Here is a 15,866-nt window from a genome sequence, read left to right on the forward strand (position 1 = left end):
GAGCACTACGCGATCAACCTCTACCAGGTGCGCGGCCCCGGGGCCGTCACCGCGCACAACTGGGTCGGCCAACTGACCCCGCTGCACGCCACGTCCAGCGGCAAGGTGCTGCTGGCGTATCTGCCCGCCGAGGAGCGCGCCGCGCTGCTGGCCGAGGCGGGCCTGAAGAAGGTCACGCCGCACACCATCACGTCGAGGACGAAGCTGGAGAAGCACCTCGCCGAGGTGCGGGAGGCCGGATACGCCTGGACCCAGGAGGAACTGGAGATCGGACTGCACGCCATGGCGGCGCCGGTCCTCGACCGGGACGGTCAGGTCATCGCGGCGGTCACCGCCTCGGGCCCCTCGTACCGGTTCACCGAGGAGCGGATGCGGGAACTGGCACCGGTGCTGATCAAGGGCGCCGCGGAGATCAGTCACCGGATGGGTTACCTGGGCTGACCGCCCCGCCCCCGCCCCCGGCTGCTACGGCCGACCGCCCAGCCGTTCGTTGACCCAGTCGTGGAACGCGCCGATGTGGTGCTCACTGGGCACCAGCACGCCGCCCTTGGCGTACATCCGGGAGCTCATGCCCGGCTGTGTGCGTTCGCACGCCTCGAAGTCCTGCCGGTTGACCCGGTCGAAGAGTTCCACGGACCGGCTGACGTCCTTGCCGCTCTCCACGACGTGCGGGAGGTAGAGCCAGTCGCACTCGACGATCGTGCGGTCCACGGACACCGGGTACATCCGGTGGAAGATCACATGGTCGGGGACGAGGTTGATGAAGACCTGCGGCTTGACGGTGATGGCGTAGTAACGGCGGTCCTGGTCGTCCGAGACACCGGGGATGCGGTCCAGCCCCTCGGAGCCGTCGACGGTGAAGCCCTGGATCTCCTCGCCGAACTCCGCGCCGTGGCCGACGTAGTACTGGGCCGCGTAACCGTCCGCGAACTCGGGGAGGACCTCGGTCAGTTCGGGGTGGATCGTGGCGCAGTGGTAGCACTCCATGAAGTTCTCGATGATGAGCTTCCAGTTCGCCCGCACGTCGTAGACGATGCGCTTGCCGACGGAGAGGTTGTCGACGTCGTAGCGCTCGATGGACTCGACGTCGCCGAGCCGCTCGACGACCGCCCCGATCACGTCCTCCTCGAAGGAGGGCGGGTTCTCCGCCAGGCACACCCAGACGTAGCCGAGCCATTCCCGCACCGCCACGCTCACCAGGCCGTACTCGGTGCGGCCGACGTCGGGCATCTTGGTGAGGTTGGGCGCCGCGACGAGCTTGCCGTTCAGGTCGTACGTCCAGGCGTGGTAGGGGCACTGGAAGGCCCGCTTGACCTCGCCGGACTCCTCCGTGCAGAGCTTGGCGCCACGGTGCCGGCAGACGTTGAAGTAGGCGCGGATCGAGTTGTCCCGGGCGCGGGTGACGAGGATGCTCTCGCGGCCCACGTCGACGGTGCGGAAAGCGCCGGGCTTCGCCAGTTCGGAGGCGCGCGCGACGCAGAACCACATGGTCTCGAATATGCGCTCCTGCTCCTGGGCGAAGATCTGCGGATCCGTGTAGGAGGAGCCGGGAAGAGTGGCGATCAGGCTGTCCGGCAGGCTGGTCGAGGTCACGGTGCACTCCTCGGGAAACGTCGTGGATCGGACTGTCACGCGCCGGGAAGAGCGTCTCCGGACGGTGTCGGGTGTGGAGCGACGCCGCGCGCCCTGAGGTGGGGCGGCGGCGGTGTCAAGGTGTGGCGGTGGCGAGTTGCTTGCGCCAGCGGGTGAAGAGCCGGGGCTGGTTCATCCCGAGCACGGCGACGGGGTGACCGGCGCGCCGGTAGACGGCGAGGACGTCGCGGTCGTCGGCAGCGCCGTGCTCGATGGTCACGCTGTCGGCACCGGCCGCGTGACCGGCGAACTGGATCTTCACGCCGTACTGGTCGGACCAGAAGTACGGCGGTCTGGGCACACCGGGTTCCACCGCACCGCCCGCCAGCAGTGTGGCGACGGCCGCGGCGGGGCGCTCCTGGGCGCCGGTCCAGTGTTCGACGCGGCGGTGGTGTCCGGCGCGGGGGTCGTACCAGTTGGCGCAGTCGCCGACGGCGACGACGCCGGCGAGGCTGGTGCGGCCGTCGGCTCCGCACTTCACCCCGTTGTCGAGCGCGACGCCGGAGCCCTCCAGCCACTCCACGCACGGGCGGGCGCCCACGCCGACGACCACGATATCGGCGGGGATCGTACGGCCGTCCTCCAGGAGAACGGCGTCGACCCTGCTCTCGCCGCTCAGCCCCTTGACACCGATGCCGCAGAACAGCCGTACGCCGTGGTCGGCGTGGAGGGCGGAGACGATGGCTCCCATGTCGGCGCCGAGCGGTCCGGCGAGCGGTGTGGGTGCCGCCTCGACGACCGTCACGTCCAGACCGAGCGCGAAGGCGGTGGAGGCGACCTCGGCGCCGATGAAGCCTCCGCCGATCACGACCAGCCGTCCTCCCCCGGCCAGTTCGTCGCGCAGGGCACGGGCGTCGTCCAGGCTGCGCAGGACGTGCACTCCGGCCAGGCCCTCGGAGCCCGGCAGGTGCCGTGCCGCGGCGCCGGTGGCGATGACGATGCCGTCGGCCCGGACCGTACGGCCGTCGGCGAGCCGGACGGCCCTCTCCCGGGCGTCGAGTCCCGTGGCCCGGGTGCCGAGCAGCCACTGCGCCGCCAGGTCCTCGCCGTCCGTCTCCAGCGCGAGATCGGCCTCACCGAGGGTGCCGGCCAGGAACTCCTTGGACAGCGGGGGCCGGTCGTAGGGGCGGTGGACCTCGTCGCCGATGACGACCAGCCGTCCGTCGTAGCCCTGGTTCCGCAACGAGCGCGCCGCCGAGAGACCGGCGAGCGAGGCGCCCACCACGGCGACCGTCCTCACGCGGGACCGCCGGCGAGGCGGGCGGCCACGCAGGGCGGCAGGTTGGGGGCGTCCGTGGACACCTTCACGTAGATCATGCCGTCCTCGACGACGACCTCGTGGGTCCGCACCGGCAGTTTGGCCGGCGGAGCGTCCACCGCTCCGGTCCGCAGGTCGAACTTCGAGGCGTGCAGGGGGCATTCCACCTCGCAGCCCTCCAGCCAGCCGTCGGCGAGCGAGGCGTCCTGGTGGGTGCAGGTGTCGTCGATGGCGAAGACCTCGCCGTCGTCGGTGTGGAACACCGAGACCGGCGGGTCGATGTCGAGCCGGATGGCCTCACCTCGCGGAAGATCCGCGAGACGGCACGCGGGAATCATCATGACACCTCGGTGCGTATAGCGAAACGGATTGCGGTAAGCGCAACATCAGTCTGGGGTCGCCCCGAACCCTTGTCAAGGCGTCGAAAGGCCCGCTTCGGCCGGGCCCGCAGCCCCCGCTCAGGACAGCTCGAAACGCCCGTACCACCTGCGAAACCAGGCGGTACGGGCGCCGCGCCGGAGCCGCGGACGACGTGGTCAGAAACCGCGGTCGAGCCATTCCTGGAGGTGCGGGGCCTCACTGCCGATCGTGGTCGTCTCCCCGTGGCCGGTGTGGACGACGGTGTCGCCCGGCAGGGTCAGCAGCCGGGCGCGGATGGAGTCGACGATGGTGGGGAAGTCGCTGTACGACCTGCCCGTCGCACCCGGTCCGCCCGCGAACAGGGTGTCGCCGCTGAAGAGCGCCGTCAGGTCCGGCGCGTGGAGACAGACGGCGCCGGGGGCATGGCCGGGCGTGTGCAGCACGGTCAGCTCGATCCCCGCCACCGCCAGGACCTGCCCGTCGGCGAGTGCACCGTCGGGCTGCCGGTCGGGGTGGGTCTGCTTCCACAGCGGCAGGTCGTCCGGGTGGAGCCAGATCGGTGCTCCGGTGCGCTCGGCGAGGGCGGGCGCGGCGTCGATGTGGTCGTTGTGCGCGTGGGTGCAGATGATGGCCGTCAGCCTCCGGTCGCCGATGGCCTCGGCGATGGCGTCGGCGTCGTGGGCGGCGTCGATGACGACGACCTCGTGGTCGTCGCCGACGATCCAGACGTTGTTGTCGACGTCCCAGGTGCCGCCGTCCAGGCTGAACGTGCCCGAGGTGACGAGGTGTTCGATCCGGGCGCCCGCCGTCACAGGACCACCACCGAGCGCAGCACGTCGCCGTGGTGCATCCGCTCGAACGCCTTCTCCACGTCGTCGAGGGCGATGGTCTCGGTGACGAAGGCGTCGAGGTCGAGCCTGCCCTGGAGGTAGAGGTCGATGAGCATGGGGAAGTCCCGGGAGGGCAGGCAGTCGCCGTACCAGGACGACTTCAGGGCACCGCCCCGCCCGAAGACGTCGAGCAGCGGCAACTCCAGCTTCATCTCCGGGGTGGGCACGCCCACCAGGACGACCGTGCCGGCGAGGTCGCGGGCGTAGAAGGCCTGCTCGTACGTCTCCGGACGGCCCACCGCCTCGATGACGACATCGGCGCCGAAGCCGCCGGTCAGCTCCCGGACGGCCTCCACGGCGTCGGTCTCCCGGGAGTTGACGGTGTGGGTCGCCCCCAGTTGCTTCGCCGTCTCCAGCTTCCGGTCGTCGATGTCCACCGCGATGATCCTCGCCGCGCCCGCCAGGTTCGAGCCGACGACCGCCGCGGCGCCGACCCCGCCGCAGCCGATGACGGCGACGCTGTCGCCGCGTCCGACATTGCCGGTGTTGATCGCCGCGCCGATGCCGGCCATGACGCCGCAGCCCAGGAGACCGGCGGCGGCCGCCGATGCGGCACGGTCGACCTTGGTGCACTGCCCGGCGGCGACGAGCGTCTTCTCGGCGAAGGCACCGATGCCCAGCGCCGGGGACAGCTCCGTGCCGTCGAGCAGGGTCATCCTCTGCTTGGCGTTGTGGGTGCTGAAGCAGTACCACGGCCGTCCGCGCCGGCAGGCGCGGCACTGCCCACACACGGCACGCCAGTTGAGGATGACGAAGTCACCGGGGGCCACGTCGGTGACCCCCTCCCCCACGGACTCCACTACACCGGCGGCCTCATGGCCCAGCAGGAAGGGGAAGTCGTCGTTGATGCCGCCCTCGCGGTAGTGCAGATCGGTGTGGCAGACCCCGCAGGCCTCGATCTTCACCAGCGCCTCGCCCGGTCCGGGGTCGGGCACGACGATCGTTTCGAGGCTGACGGGGGCGCCCTTCCCCCGCGCGACGACAGCACGGACCTGGTGAGCCATGGCCACTCCTCGGCTGGTACGAGACCTGAGACTGATGTTGCTTATCGCGATACACAACGCATGTATCGCAACACAGCATCGGGGACGGCGGACCGGGGGTCAAGAAGTCGACCTGTGGTTTCCGGGAGGGCCTGCCGGGGGCCGCCGGCCATGACCGATCGGCTCCCTCTCTGGTGAGGCGCGGGGCGCCCGCCGGCCCGACACACCCGGACGGTACGCCTCTCCCCGGCGGCCGGTCTGCCGCGGCGGCTGCCCGACGGGCTGGGGCTCGCCGGCCGCGCCGCCCGGGCGGACGGCCCGGGCCGTCCCCTCGACCTGCTGCCCACCAGCAGCGGCCGGGGCCGCTTCACCCGCCGTCTCCCCCGTCGCGCGCCAAAACGCCGGGCGGCCTCTACTCCAGCCTGCTCACCTCGGGTCAGCGGCCGCTCCCGGGTCATCGCGGCCTTCCCCCGCCCCGCCCGGCGGGCACCCGCAACAGGGGACCCGTCGAGCCCGCGCGCCCCCGTGGCCGAGGCAACCGCCATGGCCAAGGCCGTCAAGGCCGCCGAAGCGCTGGCACCCACACGCCCGCATCACACGCCCCCATCCCCGCATCGGGTCCGCGGCGGCGACCATGGCACTCGCGGCCCGGTCGCCGCCCTCACGGAGCGCACGAAGGACACGGTCCGCAAGGCCGTGGACAAGGACGGCAGAACAGCACGGGCACGCGCACACACGGGCACGACCATTGCGCCCCGGCCGGCCATTGCGCCCCGGCCGGCCACCGCACCCGGAGGCGCCGGCGGAGGCACGGCGTACGGGGGGCGCCGGTGAGACGGACAGCCGCCGACGGGGCTGAGGCGTTCCGGCTTCCCGGGACCGCGGGCCGGGGCCCCGGGAAGCCCGCGGAGGCACAGATCGCCGAAGACCCGCTCGGGAGTGGGCACGGGCTGGGGCGGGCACGGGCGGGGGCGGGCGGGGCGCGGGGATCCGAAGTGGCGCAGGGGCGGTCGGGGACACTCGCGGTCCGGAGTGGCCGGGGAGGCGGCGGAGGACTCTAATGGTGGGGGGAACAACGGCGATCGGAGGACGGCTGGCACAGTTGACCTGCGGATTCGCCCGGCCGATGGACCCGCTCGCGACCGGTGGCGGTGGCGGCGCTCTCCCGTCCGCACCGGCCCTCGCGACCGTGACGCAAAACGGTTCCTCCCGCATTTCCCGGTGTCCCGGCACGGCATGGCACGGGGCGCCGCCGGGCACACATGTGTCGGGTTTGCGGTGAAGCGGCTGGGCACTCGGATCGTGCCGGAAGCAAGCGCCTGAGCAGAGGTGATCAACCCCGCGGGACGGGTGTCGGCCAGGGTCCCTCGCGAGCCGGTCACGGCAGCGAGCCGAGCAGAGGGCGACTGATGACGACGATCGGCCTGGAAGAGGAGTACATGCTGGTCGACCCTGTCACGGGCCTACCGGTCCCCTACGCCGAGAAAGTCCGCCTGTCGGCGTGTCTGGCTCATCTGGCGGAGGAGCACGAGGTGCACTACGAGCTGCTCCAGTCGCAGGTCGAGGTGACCACCCCGGTGTGCCACACCCTGGACGAGATAGGCGGCCACCTGCTGCGGCTGCGGCACGCCGTGGGCGCCGCCGCGGAGGAGCACGGCTGCCGTATCGCCGCGGCCGCGACACCCCCGCTGCGCGATGCGCGCTCCATGGCCGTCACCGACCGGACCCGTTATCGGGCCATGCTCGCGCAGGCGCCCCAGCTGGTGGAGGAACAGCTGGTCAACGGCATGCATGTGCATGTGGGCGTACCCAGCCGCGAGGTCGGCGTCGAGGTGCTGAACCGGCTGCGCGTCTGGCTGCCGACCCTGACCGCGATGTCGGCGAACTCCCCGCTGTGGGACGGCCACGACACCGGCTTCGCCAGCTGGCGCACGGTCGTCTTCAGCCGCTGGCCGGTCAGCGGGATGCCGCCCTCGTTCCTGGACGCGGCCGACTACGACCGCCGCGTGCACCGGCTGGTGGACAGCGGTCTGATCTCCGACACCGGCCAGGTGTACTGGCTGGCCCGCCTCTCGGAGCGCTACCCCACCGTCGAGGTGCGCTGCCCCGACGTACAGCTGCGCGCGGACGACGCGGTGATGTTCGCCGGGATCGTCCGCGCCCTGGTCGAGACCGCGCGGTACGAGGCAGCCGCCGGCACTCCCCCGCCCGACTGCGCCCCGGAACTGCTGGAGGCGGCCATGTGGCACGCCGCCCGCCATGGCCTGAGCGACACCCTGATCGGGCCCGACGGTCTGCCGCACCGGGCCGGTGACGTGCTGTGCCGGCTCCTGCGCCATGTCGGTCCGGCGCTCGAGGCGTCCGGCGACACCCGGGAGGTGGCCAGCCTGGTGCACCGGCTGCTCCGGAGCGGCACCGGGGCGGACCGGCAGCGGATCGCCCTCGCGACGGGCGGTCCGAGGGCGGCCGTCGAGCTGATCACCACGGAGAGCACGCTCCCCTGACCCGGCAACGATGTCACCCCGCCCCGTCATCTCCGCGTGCGGCGAGGGCTCCGGGGCAGCGGCACGAGAGCCCGGACCCCTGCCGTCATCGGACCGGAGCCTGCCCGGACGTCGGCGGTTCGTCCGGCGGCTCGTTGCGGCCGACGGACACCCGGCCGCCGGACCGTGTCTCCGGGGTCAGCTCCACCTGCACCTGATGGGTCGTCTGGCGGTCCACGGAGCCCCCGAGTTCGGCCGTCACCACGCCGATGCGCACCCCGCCGCGCCCCGAGCCGGACTGATGGACCTGCACGGTGAACGTCAGACTCACCTTGTCGACACTGAAGCCGAGGGACCTGTCCCGCGCCTCGTCCCGGGCGCGCTCCAGCTCGCCCCTGATCTGGCGGATCACCTCGGTCAATCCCACGAACCCCGGCCCATCGGCCAACTCGCACCCCCGGCGAACCCGTTGATCCCTGTCGTCCCAGTATGCGCCGGGACGCGGCGCTCGTATAGTTGCGGTATGGCGGACGACGGGGGAGTCGTTGATGGTTCGTCACTCGAGACACCGGGCTGGGCGGTGCGCATCCGCCGGGCGGACGGACGGATCGCGGGCGCCGGCATCCTGCTGAGCCCCGACCGGGTGCTCACCTGCGCCCATGTGCTGGAGGACAGGGACGCCCGGTTCACCGCGGAGTTCGTCGGGGCGGCACCCGGTCTCACGGTGCCCTCGGTCGCCGCATGGGTCGACGGGGACGCGTACGTGCCCAACACCAGGGACGCCGACGGCGATCCCAGCGGCGATGTGGCGCTGCTGCGCCTCGAACAGCCGAGACCCGTGGCGGATGCGACTCTGCTGTACCGGCTCTCCGCGCCGAACCGCGCGGTCCAGATGTACGGCTTCCCGTACGACCACAACGGCGGCATCTGGTTCCGGGCCGGCATCGTCGGCGGCTGCGGACGGGACGGGCAGGTCCAGCTGAGCCCAACGAGCCCCGGCGAGCTGGCCAGCCCGGGATGCAGCGGCTCAGGCGTGATGGACACCCTGACCGGCAAAGTCATCGGGATGGTCCTCAGCGGCATCTCGGACCGGCACGGCAACCAGTTCTCCTTCATGAGCCCGGCCGAGACCATCGTCCGGCATCTCCCCCAGGTCCGCCGGTGGACCCGGGGCAGGACGGCCGTGGACGACGGGCTCAGAACGACCCGCGAGGACACGGCCGAGGCACTGCTCGACGAACCGTTCGCGCAGCGCCTCGCCGACTGGCTCCAGGACGACGGTCAGCAGGTGAAGATCAGCCTGGTCCCCGCGGACGACGCGGTACGGGGTGCCACGCTGCGCCGCGCGATCACCCTCGCCGACCGGGAGTTGCGCACCGCGGCGTCCGTCGGCCGCGCATCCCTCGACCCACCCGGCACCGTCCCGTCGGCCGGAGGCCACGACCTGGCCGTGGACGCGGCCGGGCTGACCTCAGCCGAGATCGGGGAGCGGATCGCCGAGCGCATGGGGCTGTGGCAGCATCCCGCGGACCCGGTGGCGGAGCGGATCCGGGGCGCGGACGTCACGCTCACCCTGGTCGTCGTCGGGGTCGACGAGGCCGCCGACCCGCCCGCCCTGCTGGAGCTGCTGAAGGCCCTGCGTGCCAAGGGCAACCGTCTCCTGCTGGTCTTCCGCGCCGCCGACGCCGTCTACCACCGCGCCCGGCAGGACCTGATCCTCGATCCCGAACGGGAACGCCGCGCCCGCCTCGCCGGACGGCTTCAGGAGATCACCGGCCCGCTCGCACGCGCCGTCCAGGAGGGCATGGCGGCCGTACGGGCCGAGGAGGTGCGCCCCGCCGACGCGGATCTGGTGAGGGCGCACGCCGCCCTCGCCGCCCTCAGGCTCGTGCGAGACGGCGCCGACGGCGACGGCCCGCACCCGGAACTGGCCCGGTACGAGCGGCTCGCCGAGCGGGTGGCCGCACGGCTGACCAGGACCATCCGCATGCTCGACGCGCTCCGCGACCGCCGGGACGAGCTGGACGGCAGGCTGCGCGGCTACCACGACCTGCACCTGAACTCCGTACGAGGCAACGAGGAGGACCTGACCTTGGACGCTCTTCGTCTGCGCGCGCACGAACTGCTGCGGGCCAGGCCGTGCGACGTCAAGGCCGCCGAGGCCGCCGTTGAGGCATACACCCGCCGCATCGACCACCGGACCCCGCGGAGACCGGGACACGGGGGTGCCTCGGCATCATGACGTCCTTACCGGTGCCCTGCCCGAGAACCGACTGCCCGGGCGGCGGCCACATCATGGTCACCGGCTTCTGCGACACCTGCCACCGGCGGCCCCCCGGCCAGGCCCGCACGACCCCGGCGCGGCCCGCCCCGGACGCCGAGTCCGAGGAGCGGACCCGCCGGCCCGCCCGACGGGCCACGGAGACGCTCGACAACGACGGGCTGGTGATCCTCCCCGAGATCCCGTCCCCCGATCCGTCGGAGGCCGCGGCGACCGTCGCCGCCCCGCCCACCGGCGGCCGTCGCTGCGGTGTCGACAACTGCGCCGGGACCATCGGCGTCGCCTACCCCGGCGGTCCCTCCCTGGCCCAGGGATACTGCCCGCAGTGCGGCCGGGCGTACTCCTTCGAGCCGAAGCTGCGGCCCGGTGACCGGGTCGGCGACCACTACCGGGTGCTCGGCTTCCTCGCCGTGGGCGGCCTCGGCTGGGTCTACCTGGCGGAGGACACCCGGGTGCCGGACCTGCATGTCGTCCTCAAGGGGCTGATCAACACCGGGGACGCCGTCGCCCGGCGGTCGGCCGTCGAGGAGCGCCGCTCGCTGACCACGCTCCACCACCGGGACATCGTGCGCATCGTCACCTACGTGCGGCACCGGGAACCCGGCGAGGCCGAACCCACCGGGTACATCGTGATGGAGTACGTCTCGGGCCGCTCGCTCGACTGGATCCGGCGGGCCTCCGACGCCGAACTCGCGGACCTCTTCGGCGGCTCCCTCGGCATCGGCCATGTGATCACCTACGGCTGCAAGATCCTCGGCGCGCTGGAGTATCTGCACCACCAGGGCCTGCTGTACTGCGACATGAAGCCCGAGAACGTCATCCACTACGGGCGCGACATCAAGGTCATCGACCTCGGGGCGATCCGGCGGACCGACGACCGGTCCTCCGCGCTCGTCTACACCTCGGGCTACGCGCCGCCGAAGCAGGAACGCGACCAGCGGGGCTTCCACATCGACACCGACCTCTTCACCGTCGGCCGGACGCTGGAGACCCTGGCCGCGCGCGCCGAGCCCGCCGCGGGGCTCGCCGCCCGCTCCTTCGACGCGCTGATCAGACGGGCCACCCACACCGAACCCGCGGCACGCTTCACCTCCGCGGCGGAGATGTCCCGTCAGCTGTGGGAGGTGCTGCGGGAACACCAGGCGCTCAGCGGGCACGCGCCGTACCCGGAGCGCTCCACCCGGTTCGAGCCGACGGCGGCCGTGTTCGGCGCGGCGCTCGGCACGGTGCCGTCGCTGGACCACTGGACCCGCCGCTCCGGGCCGGACGTGCCGGATCTGCCCGTGGGAGCGCCGGATCCCGAGGACGCCGCGCGGGCGCTGCCCGTCCCGATCCCCGACCCTGGGGACCCCGCCGCCGTGCTGCTCGGCGGGCTCGTCTCCGGCAGCCCAGAACGCATCGCGGAGCGCGCCGAGCGGGACCCGGCGCTCGGCACGGTCGAGACGGCGTGGTGGCTGTGCCGCGCCTACCTCGCCGGCGGGGACACCGAACGGGCCGGCCGGTGGCTCGACCGGGCCCGCGAGCGGAGCGGCGCGTACGACTGGCGGAACTTCTGGCATCAGGGCCTGGTGTGGCTGACGCGTGGTCAGGTGCAGCGGGCGGAGGCCGAGTTCGCCGCCACCTACGCCGCGCTGCCCGGGGAGTCGGCGCCCAAGCTGGCGCTGGGGTTCTGCGCGGAGTACCGCTCGGCCGCGGAGCACCGGACGGAGGCGTACTACGAGGCCGTCTGGCGGCGGGACCGGACGCAGGGCAGCGCGGCCTTCGGGCTCGCCCGGCTCCATCTGCGGCAGGGAGACCGGGCGCGGGCGGTCGCGGTGCTGGACGAGGTACCGACGACGTCACGGCACTACGACGCCGCGCGCATCGCCGCGATCCGGGTGCTCACCGGCCGGCTGGCCGGAACGGGGCCCACGGTGGACGAGTTGGCCGACGCGGACCGGCGGCTGGCTCGGCTGGCGGGCCCCGCGCAGCACCTCGTGGGCGGCGCGGCCTGGGACCGGCTGGTCACCGAGGTCCGCGAGAACGCGTTCGGCTGCCGTCCGCCCGGGGGGTGGGGACCGCGCTTCCCGGCCGGTGAGGTGTTCGGCCCGCTGGACACCCGCAGGGCGCTTAGCACCCGGCTGTCCGGCTCGCTGAGACGGCTCGCGGACCAGGCGGGCAGCGCCGCCGAGCGCGGTGACCTGCTCGACCGGGCGTACGCGGTACTCCCCGAGCCGGCCCGTCTGCGGGAGCTGCTGCGGGGCCGGCGACGGACGGCGTGAAGGTGCGGGGCCCCCGGCCGGGACGCCGGCGGGCCGTGAACGGGGCCGGGCGGGCCGTCGGCCCGCGGACGAGGGCGAGGAGCACGGACACCGTGGACACAGACGCATCCGTGAACGAGCACGCGAGGGGCGAGGCGACGGCGGGCGACGGGGCCGCGGGCACCACTTCGGTGGGCCTCGACATCAGCCAGTGGAAGTACCTGTCCCGTGAGGTGCGGGAACCGCAGATGCACGCCATCCTGACCGTCGAGGCCGACGGCACGCGGAGCGGCGGTGGCGCGGGCCCGGTGCTGGCACAGGTCCTGGCCGTGGACTGCTCCAGTTCGATGGCGTATCCGCAGGAGAAGCTGCGCGCGGCCCATCAGGCGGCCGTGGCGGCGCTGCGACTGCTGCCGGACGGCACGCCCTTCGCGGTGGTCCGGGGCACCCAGTCGGCGGACATGGTCTATCCGACGACGGCGACCATGGCACGGGCGGACGCCCGGCATCGCGCGCGGGCGGAGCGGGCCGTGCTGGATCTCGTGGCCGGGGGCGGCACCTGCATCGGCAGCTGGCTCGACCTCTCCCGCAGGCTGCTGAACGACGCGGACGCCCCCATCGGCCATGTCCTGCTGCTGACCGACGGCAAGAACCAGCACGACGAGTTGATGCCGCTGACAGACGTCCTGGAGGCGTGCGCGGGACGGTTCGTGTGCGACGCCTGGGGCATCGGAGACGGCTGGGACGGCCGGGAACTGCTGCGTATCACCAGTCGGCTGCACGGCACGACCTCGTCGGTGCGCGAGGAGGCGTCCCTGCCCCGGGAGTACGAGCGCCTGATGCACCGGCTGCTGGCGAAGAGCATCCCCGAGCTGGTCATCTCGGTGACCCCGAGGGCCGGGGCCGAGGTGCGCTCCCTCAAGCAGGTCTTCCCGACCGAGGTGGAGCTGGACCCCGTGGGCACGGACGGAGACGGAGCCCTGCGGTTCGTCACGCGCGCGTGGGGCGACGAGACCCGCCGCTACCAGCTGCGCCTGTCCGCCGACCCCGCCGGGATGCCCCGGGGCGAGGATCTGCAGCTGGCGGTCGTCGCCCTCGAGGTGCCCGGCGGACGCGGTGTGGAGGTGACACCGCCCCTGCCGTGCGTGGTGCACTGGACCGACGACGTGGCGCTGTCCGGACGGAGCGACATCCAGGTCGAGCACTTCGAACAGCACCAGCGGCTCGGCGAGGCCGTCGCGGCGGCCACGGACGCCCACCGGGGCGGCCGGCGTGACGAGGCGCAGCACCATCTGGGCCGCGCGGTGCGACTCGCCCGCGCCATCGGCGCCGGCCAGGCGCTCGACCGGCTGGAGCGGCTGGTGGAGATCCTCGACGCGCGGGCGGGGCGGGTCAGGCTCCGTCCCGGTGTGGCGGCCGTCGACTTCGAGCATCTGATCACCGCCAGCAGCCACAGCACGTACGGCCCCGACGCGCACTCCACCGACGACGTGTTCCTCGGTGACCCGGTCACGGCCACCGCGCAGTGCCCGTCCTGCCTGGAGCGGACGCCCGCGACGGCGCGTTTCTGCCCGCTGTGCGGTCACGACCTCCGGGAGCGGGCGTGAACACCACCGGGCGGGATCTGGTCCGCAGACTCTGGGTGCTGTTGGCCCTCGGGGCGGTCTCCACCCTGGTGCTGTTCGGCGCCTACCGGGGCGTGCACGACGACACCGTGCCGCTGGCGTCGTCGAGTGCCCCGGGAATCCTGGCGGTGGACACCGCGCGGAACGCCGTGCAGCGGGCGCACGCCGCCGTCGACGGGAGCGGGCCGGCCCCGGACGCGACGGGTGACTTCCACACCCAGATCTCGGTCGCGCACCAGAGCATCGCCGTCGCGGCGTCGGAGAACGTCGCCGGCCCGGCGGACCGTCACACCCTGAAGACCGTCACCGGGTTGATCACGGTCTACTCGGCCTGGGTGGAGCAGGCGGGTCAGGAGGAGGACGCCTCGCTGCGCGCGGCCTTCCTGCACTACGCCGAGCGGGGCCGGGACGACATCGTCGAGCGCCTCGACGAACTGCGGGACCGGCAGCTGGCGGTCGCCCGGGAGCAGGCGTCGTTCCCCTGGCCCCTGTGGCTTGGCTGGGGCACGGTGGCCGTGCTGGGTCTCGCGCTGTGCGGGGCCCTGGTGGAGGCGCAGTGGTTCGCCCGTCGTCGCTTCCGTACCGCAGTCCAGCCGTGGCTGCTCGCCGCCACCGTCCTGTGGGCGGGCTGGCTGGCGTCGCTCGGCTGGTTCACCGTGCGGGCGCACCGGGCGATGGGTGACTCCCTCGCCGAGCTGCGCGGGGTCCGGTCGGCGGACGAGATTCCCGAGGCCGGGGCGAACGTGGAGCACTACATGGCGGACGCCGCCTTCTGGGCGTCGCTGTCCGGTTGGGTCCTCGTCGGTGGGATTGTCCTGATGGTGTTGACGGTGTCGGGGCTGGGGCCGCGCATCTCCGAGTACCGGTTCAGGGTGCCGCGATGAGCCGCCCGCGGACCCGGACGCTCGTCGCCGTCGGTGTGTGTCTGGTCCTGCTCGCCGCGGTGGTCGCGGTGGTGCGTCTGACACAGGGCTGGACTGGGTCGGTCACCGTGCTCGCCAACTGGAGCGGGGCCGAGCGGCAGCAGTTCGAGCGGGCCGTGCGGCCGTTCGAGGAGGAGCACCGCATCGACGTGGTGTACCAGGGCAGTTCGGCCCTGAGCCAGGTGCTGGCGGCCGATCTCGCGGCCGGTACCCAGCCCGACGTGGCGCTGCTGCCGGGCCCGGGCGAGCTGACGGCCTACGCGGCCGAGGGCCGGCTGGAGCCGCTGGACGGCCTGTTCGAGGCCGGTGCCTATGACGGGGTCTGGGTGCCGAAGGTGGCGGGCGAGGACGGCCGGGAGCGCACGTACTGGCTGCCCGTGAAGGCCGGTCTGAAGAGCATGGTGTGGCACTCGGGCGACCTGTCGGAGGACGGGATCGGACGGGCCGCCCGGGAGCCAGGACGCTGGTGCGTGGGCATGGAGTCCGGCGCCACCTCGGGCTGGCCGGGAACCGACTGGGTCGAGGACATCCTGCTCCAGCAGGCCGGCCCGGAGGTCTACGCGCAGTGGGCGAACAGCCGCCTCCCGTGGACCGACCCGCGGGTACGGAAGGCCTGGCGGACCTGGGGCGACATGGTGGGCGCGGGCGACCGGTCCCGCGTCGGCCGCCTGCTCCAGGACAACTTCGGCCAGGACTGCCCCCGGCGGAACCTGGAGCATCTGGGCTCGTTCCGCGGCAGCCACTGGAAGCCGCTGGCGGGCGACTTCGTCCACTCCGCCGAGGTGATCCCGGGCGCCCGCGAGGGCTCCGGCCACTGGGAGGTCTCCGGTGACCTCGCGGCCATGCTGAACGCGACGGACGAGGCCAGGAAACTGATCCGTTTCCTGGCCGACCCCGGCACCCGGCTGCCCGACTTCACCGCCCACCGGAAGGCCGCCGCGCCGGACGGCCAGGAGAACACGCCGACGCGTCGCATCGCCTCACTCCTGCGTGGCGCGGAGCGGCGACTGTGCTGGGACGCCTCGGACACGATGCCCCCGGCCCTGCGCAACGCGTTCCACCAGGCGGTCCTGCGTTTCCTGGTCGCGCCCGACGAGCTGGACGCCCGGCTGCGGGAACTGGACGCCCTGAGCGACGACCGCCGCCCCACTCTGCCGGTGTGCGGCGGCGGTTGACGCGGCCGCAGGGGCA

13 protein-coding genes are annotated in these 15,866 nt (G+C 73.0%); 7 read left to right on the top strand and 6 right to left on the bottom strand.

Features of this window, described 5'->3' with window-relative positions:
* The coding region (locus AC067N_RS33565) for an IclR family transcriptional regulator (RefSeq protein WP_478682702.1) at window positions 1-441 on the top strand (441 nt) is incomplete at its 5' end.
* Window positions 442-465: 24 nt separating this feature from the next.
* On the opposite strand, the gene AC067N_RS33570 is transcribed toward AC067N_RS33565, so the two are convergent.
* The 5 genes from AC067N_RS33570 to AC067N_RS33590 form a co-directional block, all read right to left on the bottom strand.
* Window positions 466-1,593, bottom strand: a complete 1,128-nt coding sequence (locus AC067N_RS33570) for an aromatic ring-hydroxylating oxygenase subunit alpha (RefSeq protein ID WP_478682703.1) — start codon at window positions 1,591-1,593, stop codon at window positions 466-468.
* A 115-nt stretch (window positions 1,594-1,708) separates the two neighbouring features.
* Window positions 1,709-2,872 (bottom strand): NAD(P)/FAD-dependent oxidoreductase, encoded by a 1,164-nt coding sequence (locus AC067N_RS33575; RefSeq protein WP_478682704.1) that lies wholly within the window; start codon window positions 2,870-2,872, stop codon window positions 1,709-1,711.
* Entirely contained in the window at window positions 2,869-3,231 is a 363-nt protein-coding gene (locus tag AC067N_RS33580; RefSeq protein ID WP_055717707.1) for a bifunctional 3-phenylpropionate/cinnamic acid dioxygenase ferredoxin subunit, read from the bottom strand. The genes AC067N_RS33575 and AC067N_RS33580 overlap by 4 nt, the downstream gene beginning before the upstream one ends.
* 195 nt (window positions 3,232-3,426) lie before the next feature.
* Window positions 3,427-4,062 (bottom strand): MBL fold metallo-hydrolase, encoded by a 636-nt coding sequence (locus AC067N_RS33585; protein ID WP_478682705.1) that lies wholly within the window; start codon window positions 4,060-4,062, stop codon window positions 3,427-3,429.
* Window positions 4,059-5,144 (bottom strand): S-(hydroxymethyl)mycothiol dehydrogenase, encoded by a 1,086-nt coding sequence (locus AC067N_RS33590; RefSeq protein ID WP_478682706.1) that lies wholly within the window; start codon window positions 5,142-5,144, stop codon window positions 4,059-4,061. The genes AC067N_RS33585 and AC067N_RS33590 overlap by 4 nt, the downstream gene beginning before the upstream one ends.
* Before the next feature lie 1,388 nt (window positions 5,145-6,532).
* On the opposite strand from AC067N_RS33590, the gene AC067N_RS33595 reads away from it, so the two are divergent.
* A complete protein-coding gene (locus tag AC067N_RS33595; protein ID WP_478682707.1) occupies window positions 6,533-7,627 on the top strand; it encodes a carboxylate-amine ligase in 1,095 nt (364 codons plus the stop codon).
* An 85-nt stretch (window positions 7,628-7,712) separates the two neighbouring features.
* On the opposite strand, the gene AC067N_RS33600 is transcribed toward AC067N_RS33595, so the two are convergent.
* Window positions 7,713-8,033 carry a trypco2 family protein gene (locus AC067N_RS33600; RefSeq protein ID WP_478682708.1) on the bottom strand — a complete coding sequence of 107 codons (321 nt, stop codon included), beginning with the start codon at window positions 8,031-8,033 and terminating at the stop codon, window positions 7,713-7,715.
* 96 nt (window positions 8,034-8,129) lie between these two features.
* Here AC067N_RS33600 and AC067N_RS33605 point away from each other — a divergent pair, with 96 nt between their 5' ends.
* The 5 genes from AC067N_RS33605 (at window position 8,130) to AC067N_RS33625 (ending at window position 15,850) form a co-directional block, all read left to right on the top strand.
* The gene (locus tag AC067N_RS33605) at window positions 8,130-9,848 is read left to right on the top strand and encodes a trypsin-like serine peptidase (RefSeq protein ID WP_478682709.1); all 1,719 of its coding nucleotides are present in this window, start codon (window positions 8,130-8,132) and stop codon (window positions 9,846-9,848) included.
* Complete coding sequence (locus AC067N_RS33610; protein ID WP_478682710.1) at window positions 9,845-12,148, top strand: serine/threonine-protein kinase; 2,304 nt, start codon at window positions 9,845-9,847, stop codon at window positions 12,146-12,148. Before AC067N_RS33605 ends, AC067N_RS33610 begins: the two co-directional genes overlap by 4 nt.
* Window positions 12,149-12,240: 92 nt before the next feature.
* Entirely contained in the window at window positions 12,241-13,734 is a 1,494-nt protein-coding gene (locus AC067N_RS33615) for a VWA domain-containing protein (RefSeq protein WP_478682711.1), read from the top strand.
* Entirely contained in the window at window positions 13,731-14,636 is a 906-nt protein-coding gene (locus AC067N_RS33620; protein WP_478682712.1) for a hypothetical protein, read from the top strand. Before AC067N_RS33615 ends, AC067N_RS33620 begins: the two co-directional genes overlap by 4 nt.
* Window positions 14,633-15,850: an ABC transporter substrate-binding protein gene (locus AC067N_RS33625; RefSeq protein WP_478682713.1), complete on the top strand. Its 1,218-nt coding sequence runs from the start codon at window positions 14,633-14,635 to the stop codon at window positions 15,848-15,850. The genes AC067N_RS33620 and AC067N_RS33625 overlap by 4 nt, the downstream gene beginning before the upstream one ends.
* Window positions 15,851-15,866 lie beyond the last annotated feature (16 nt).

The sequence above is a fragment of the Streptomyces sp. NPDC042364 genome (assembly GCF_056437585.1).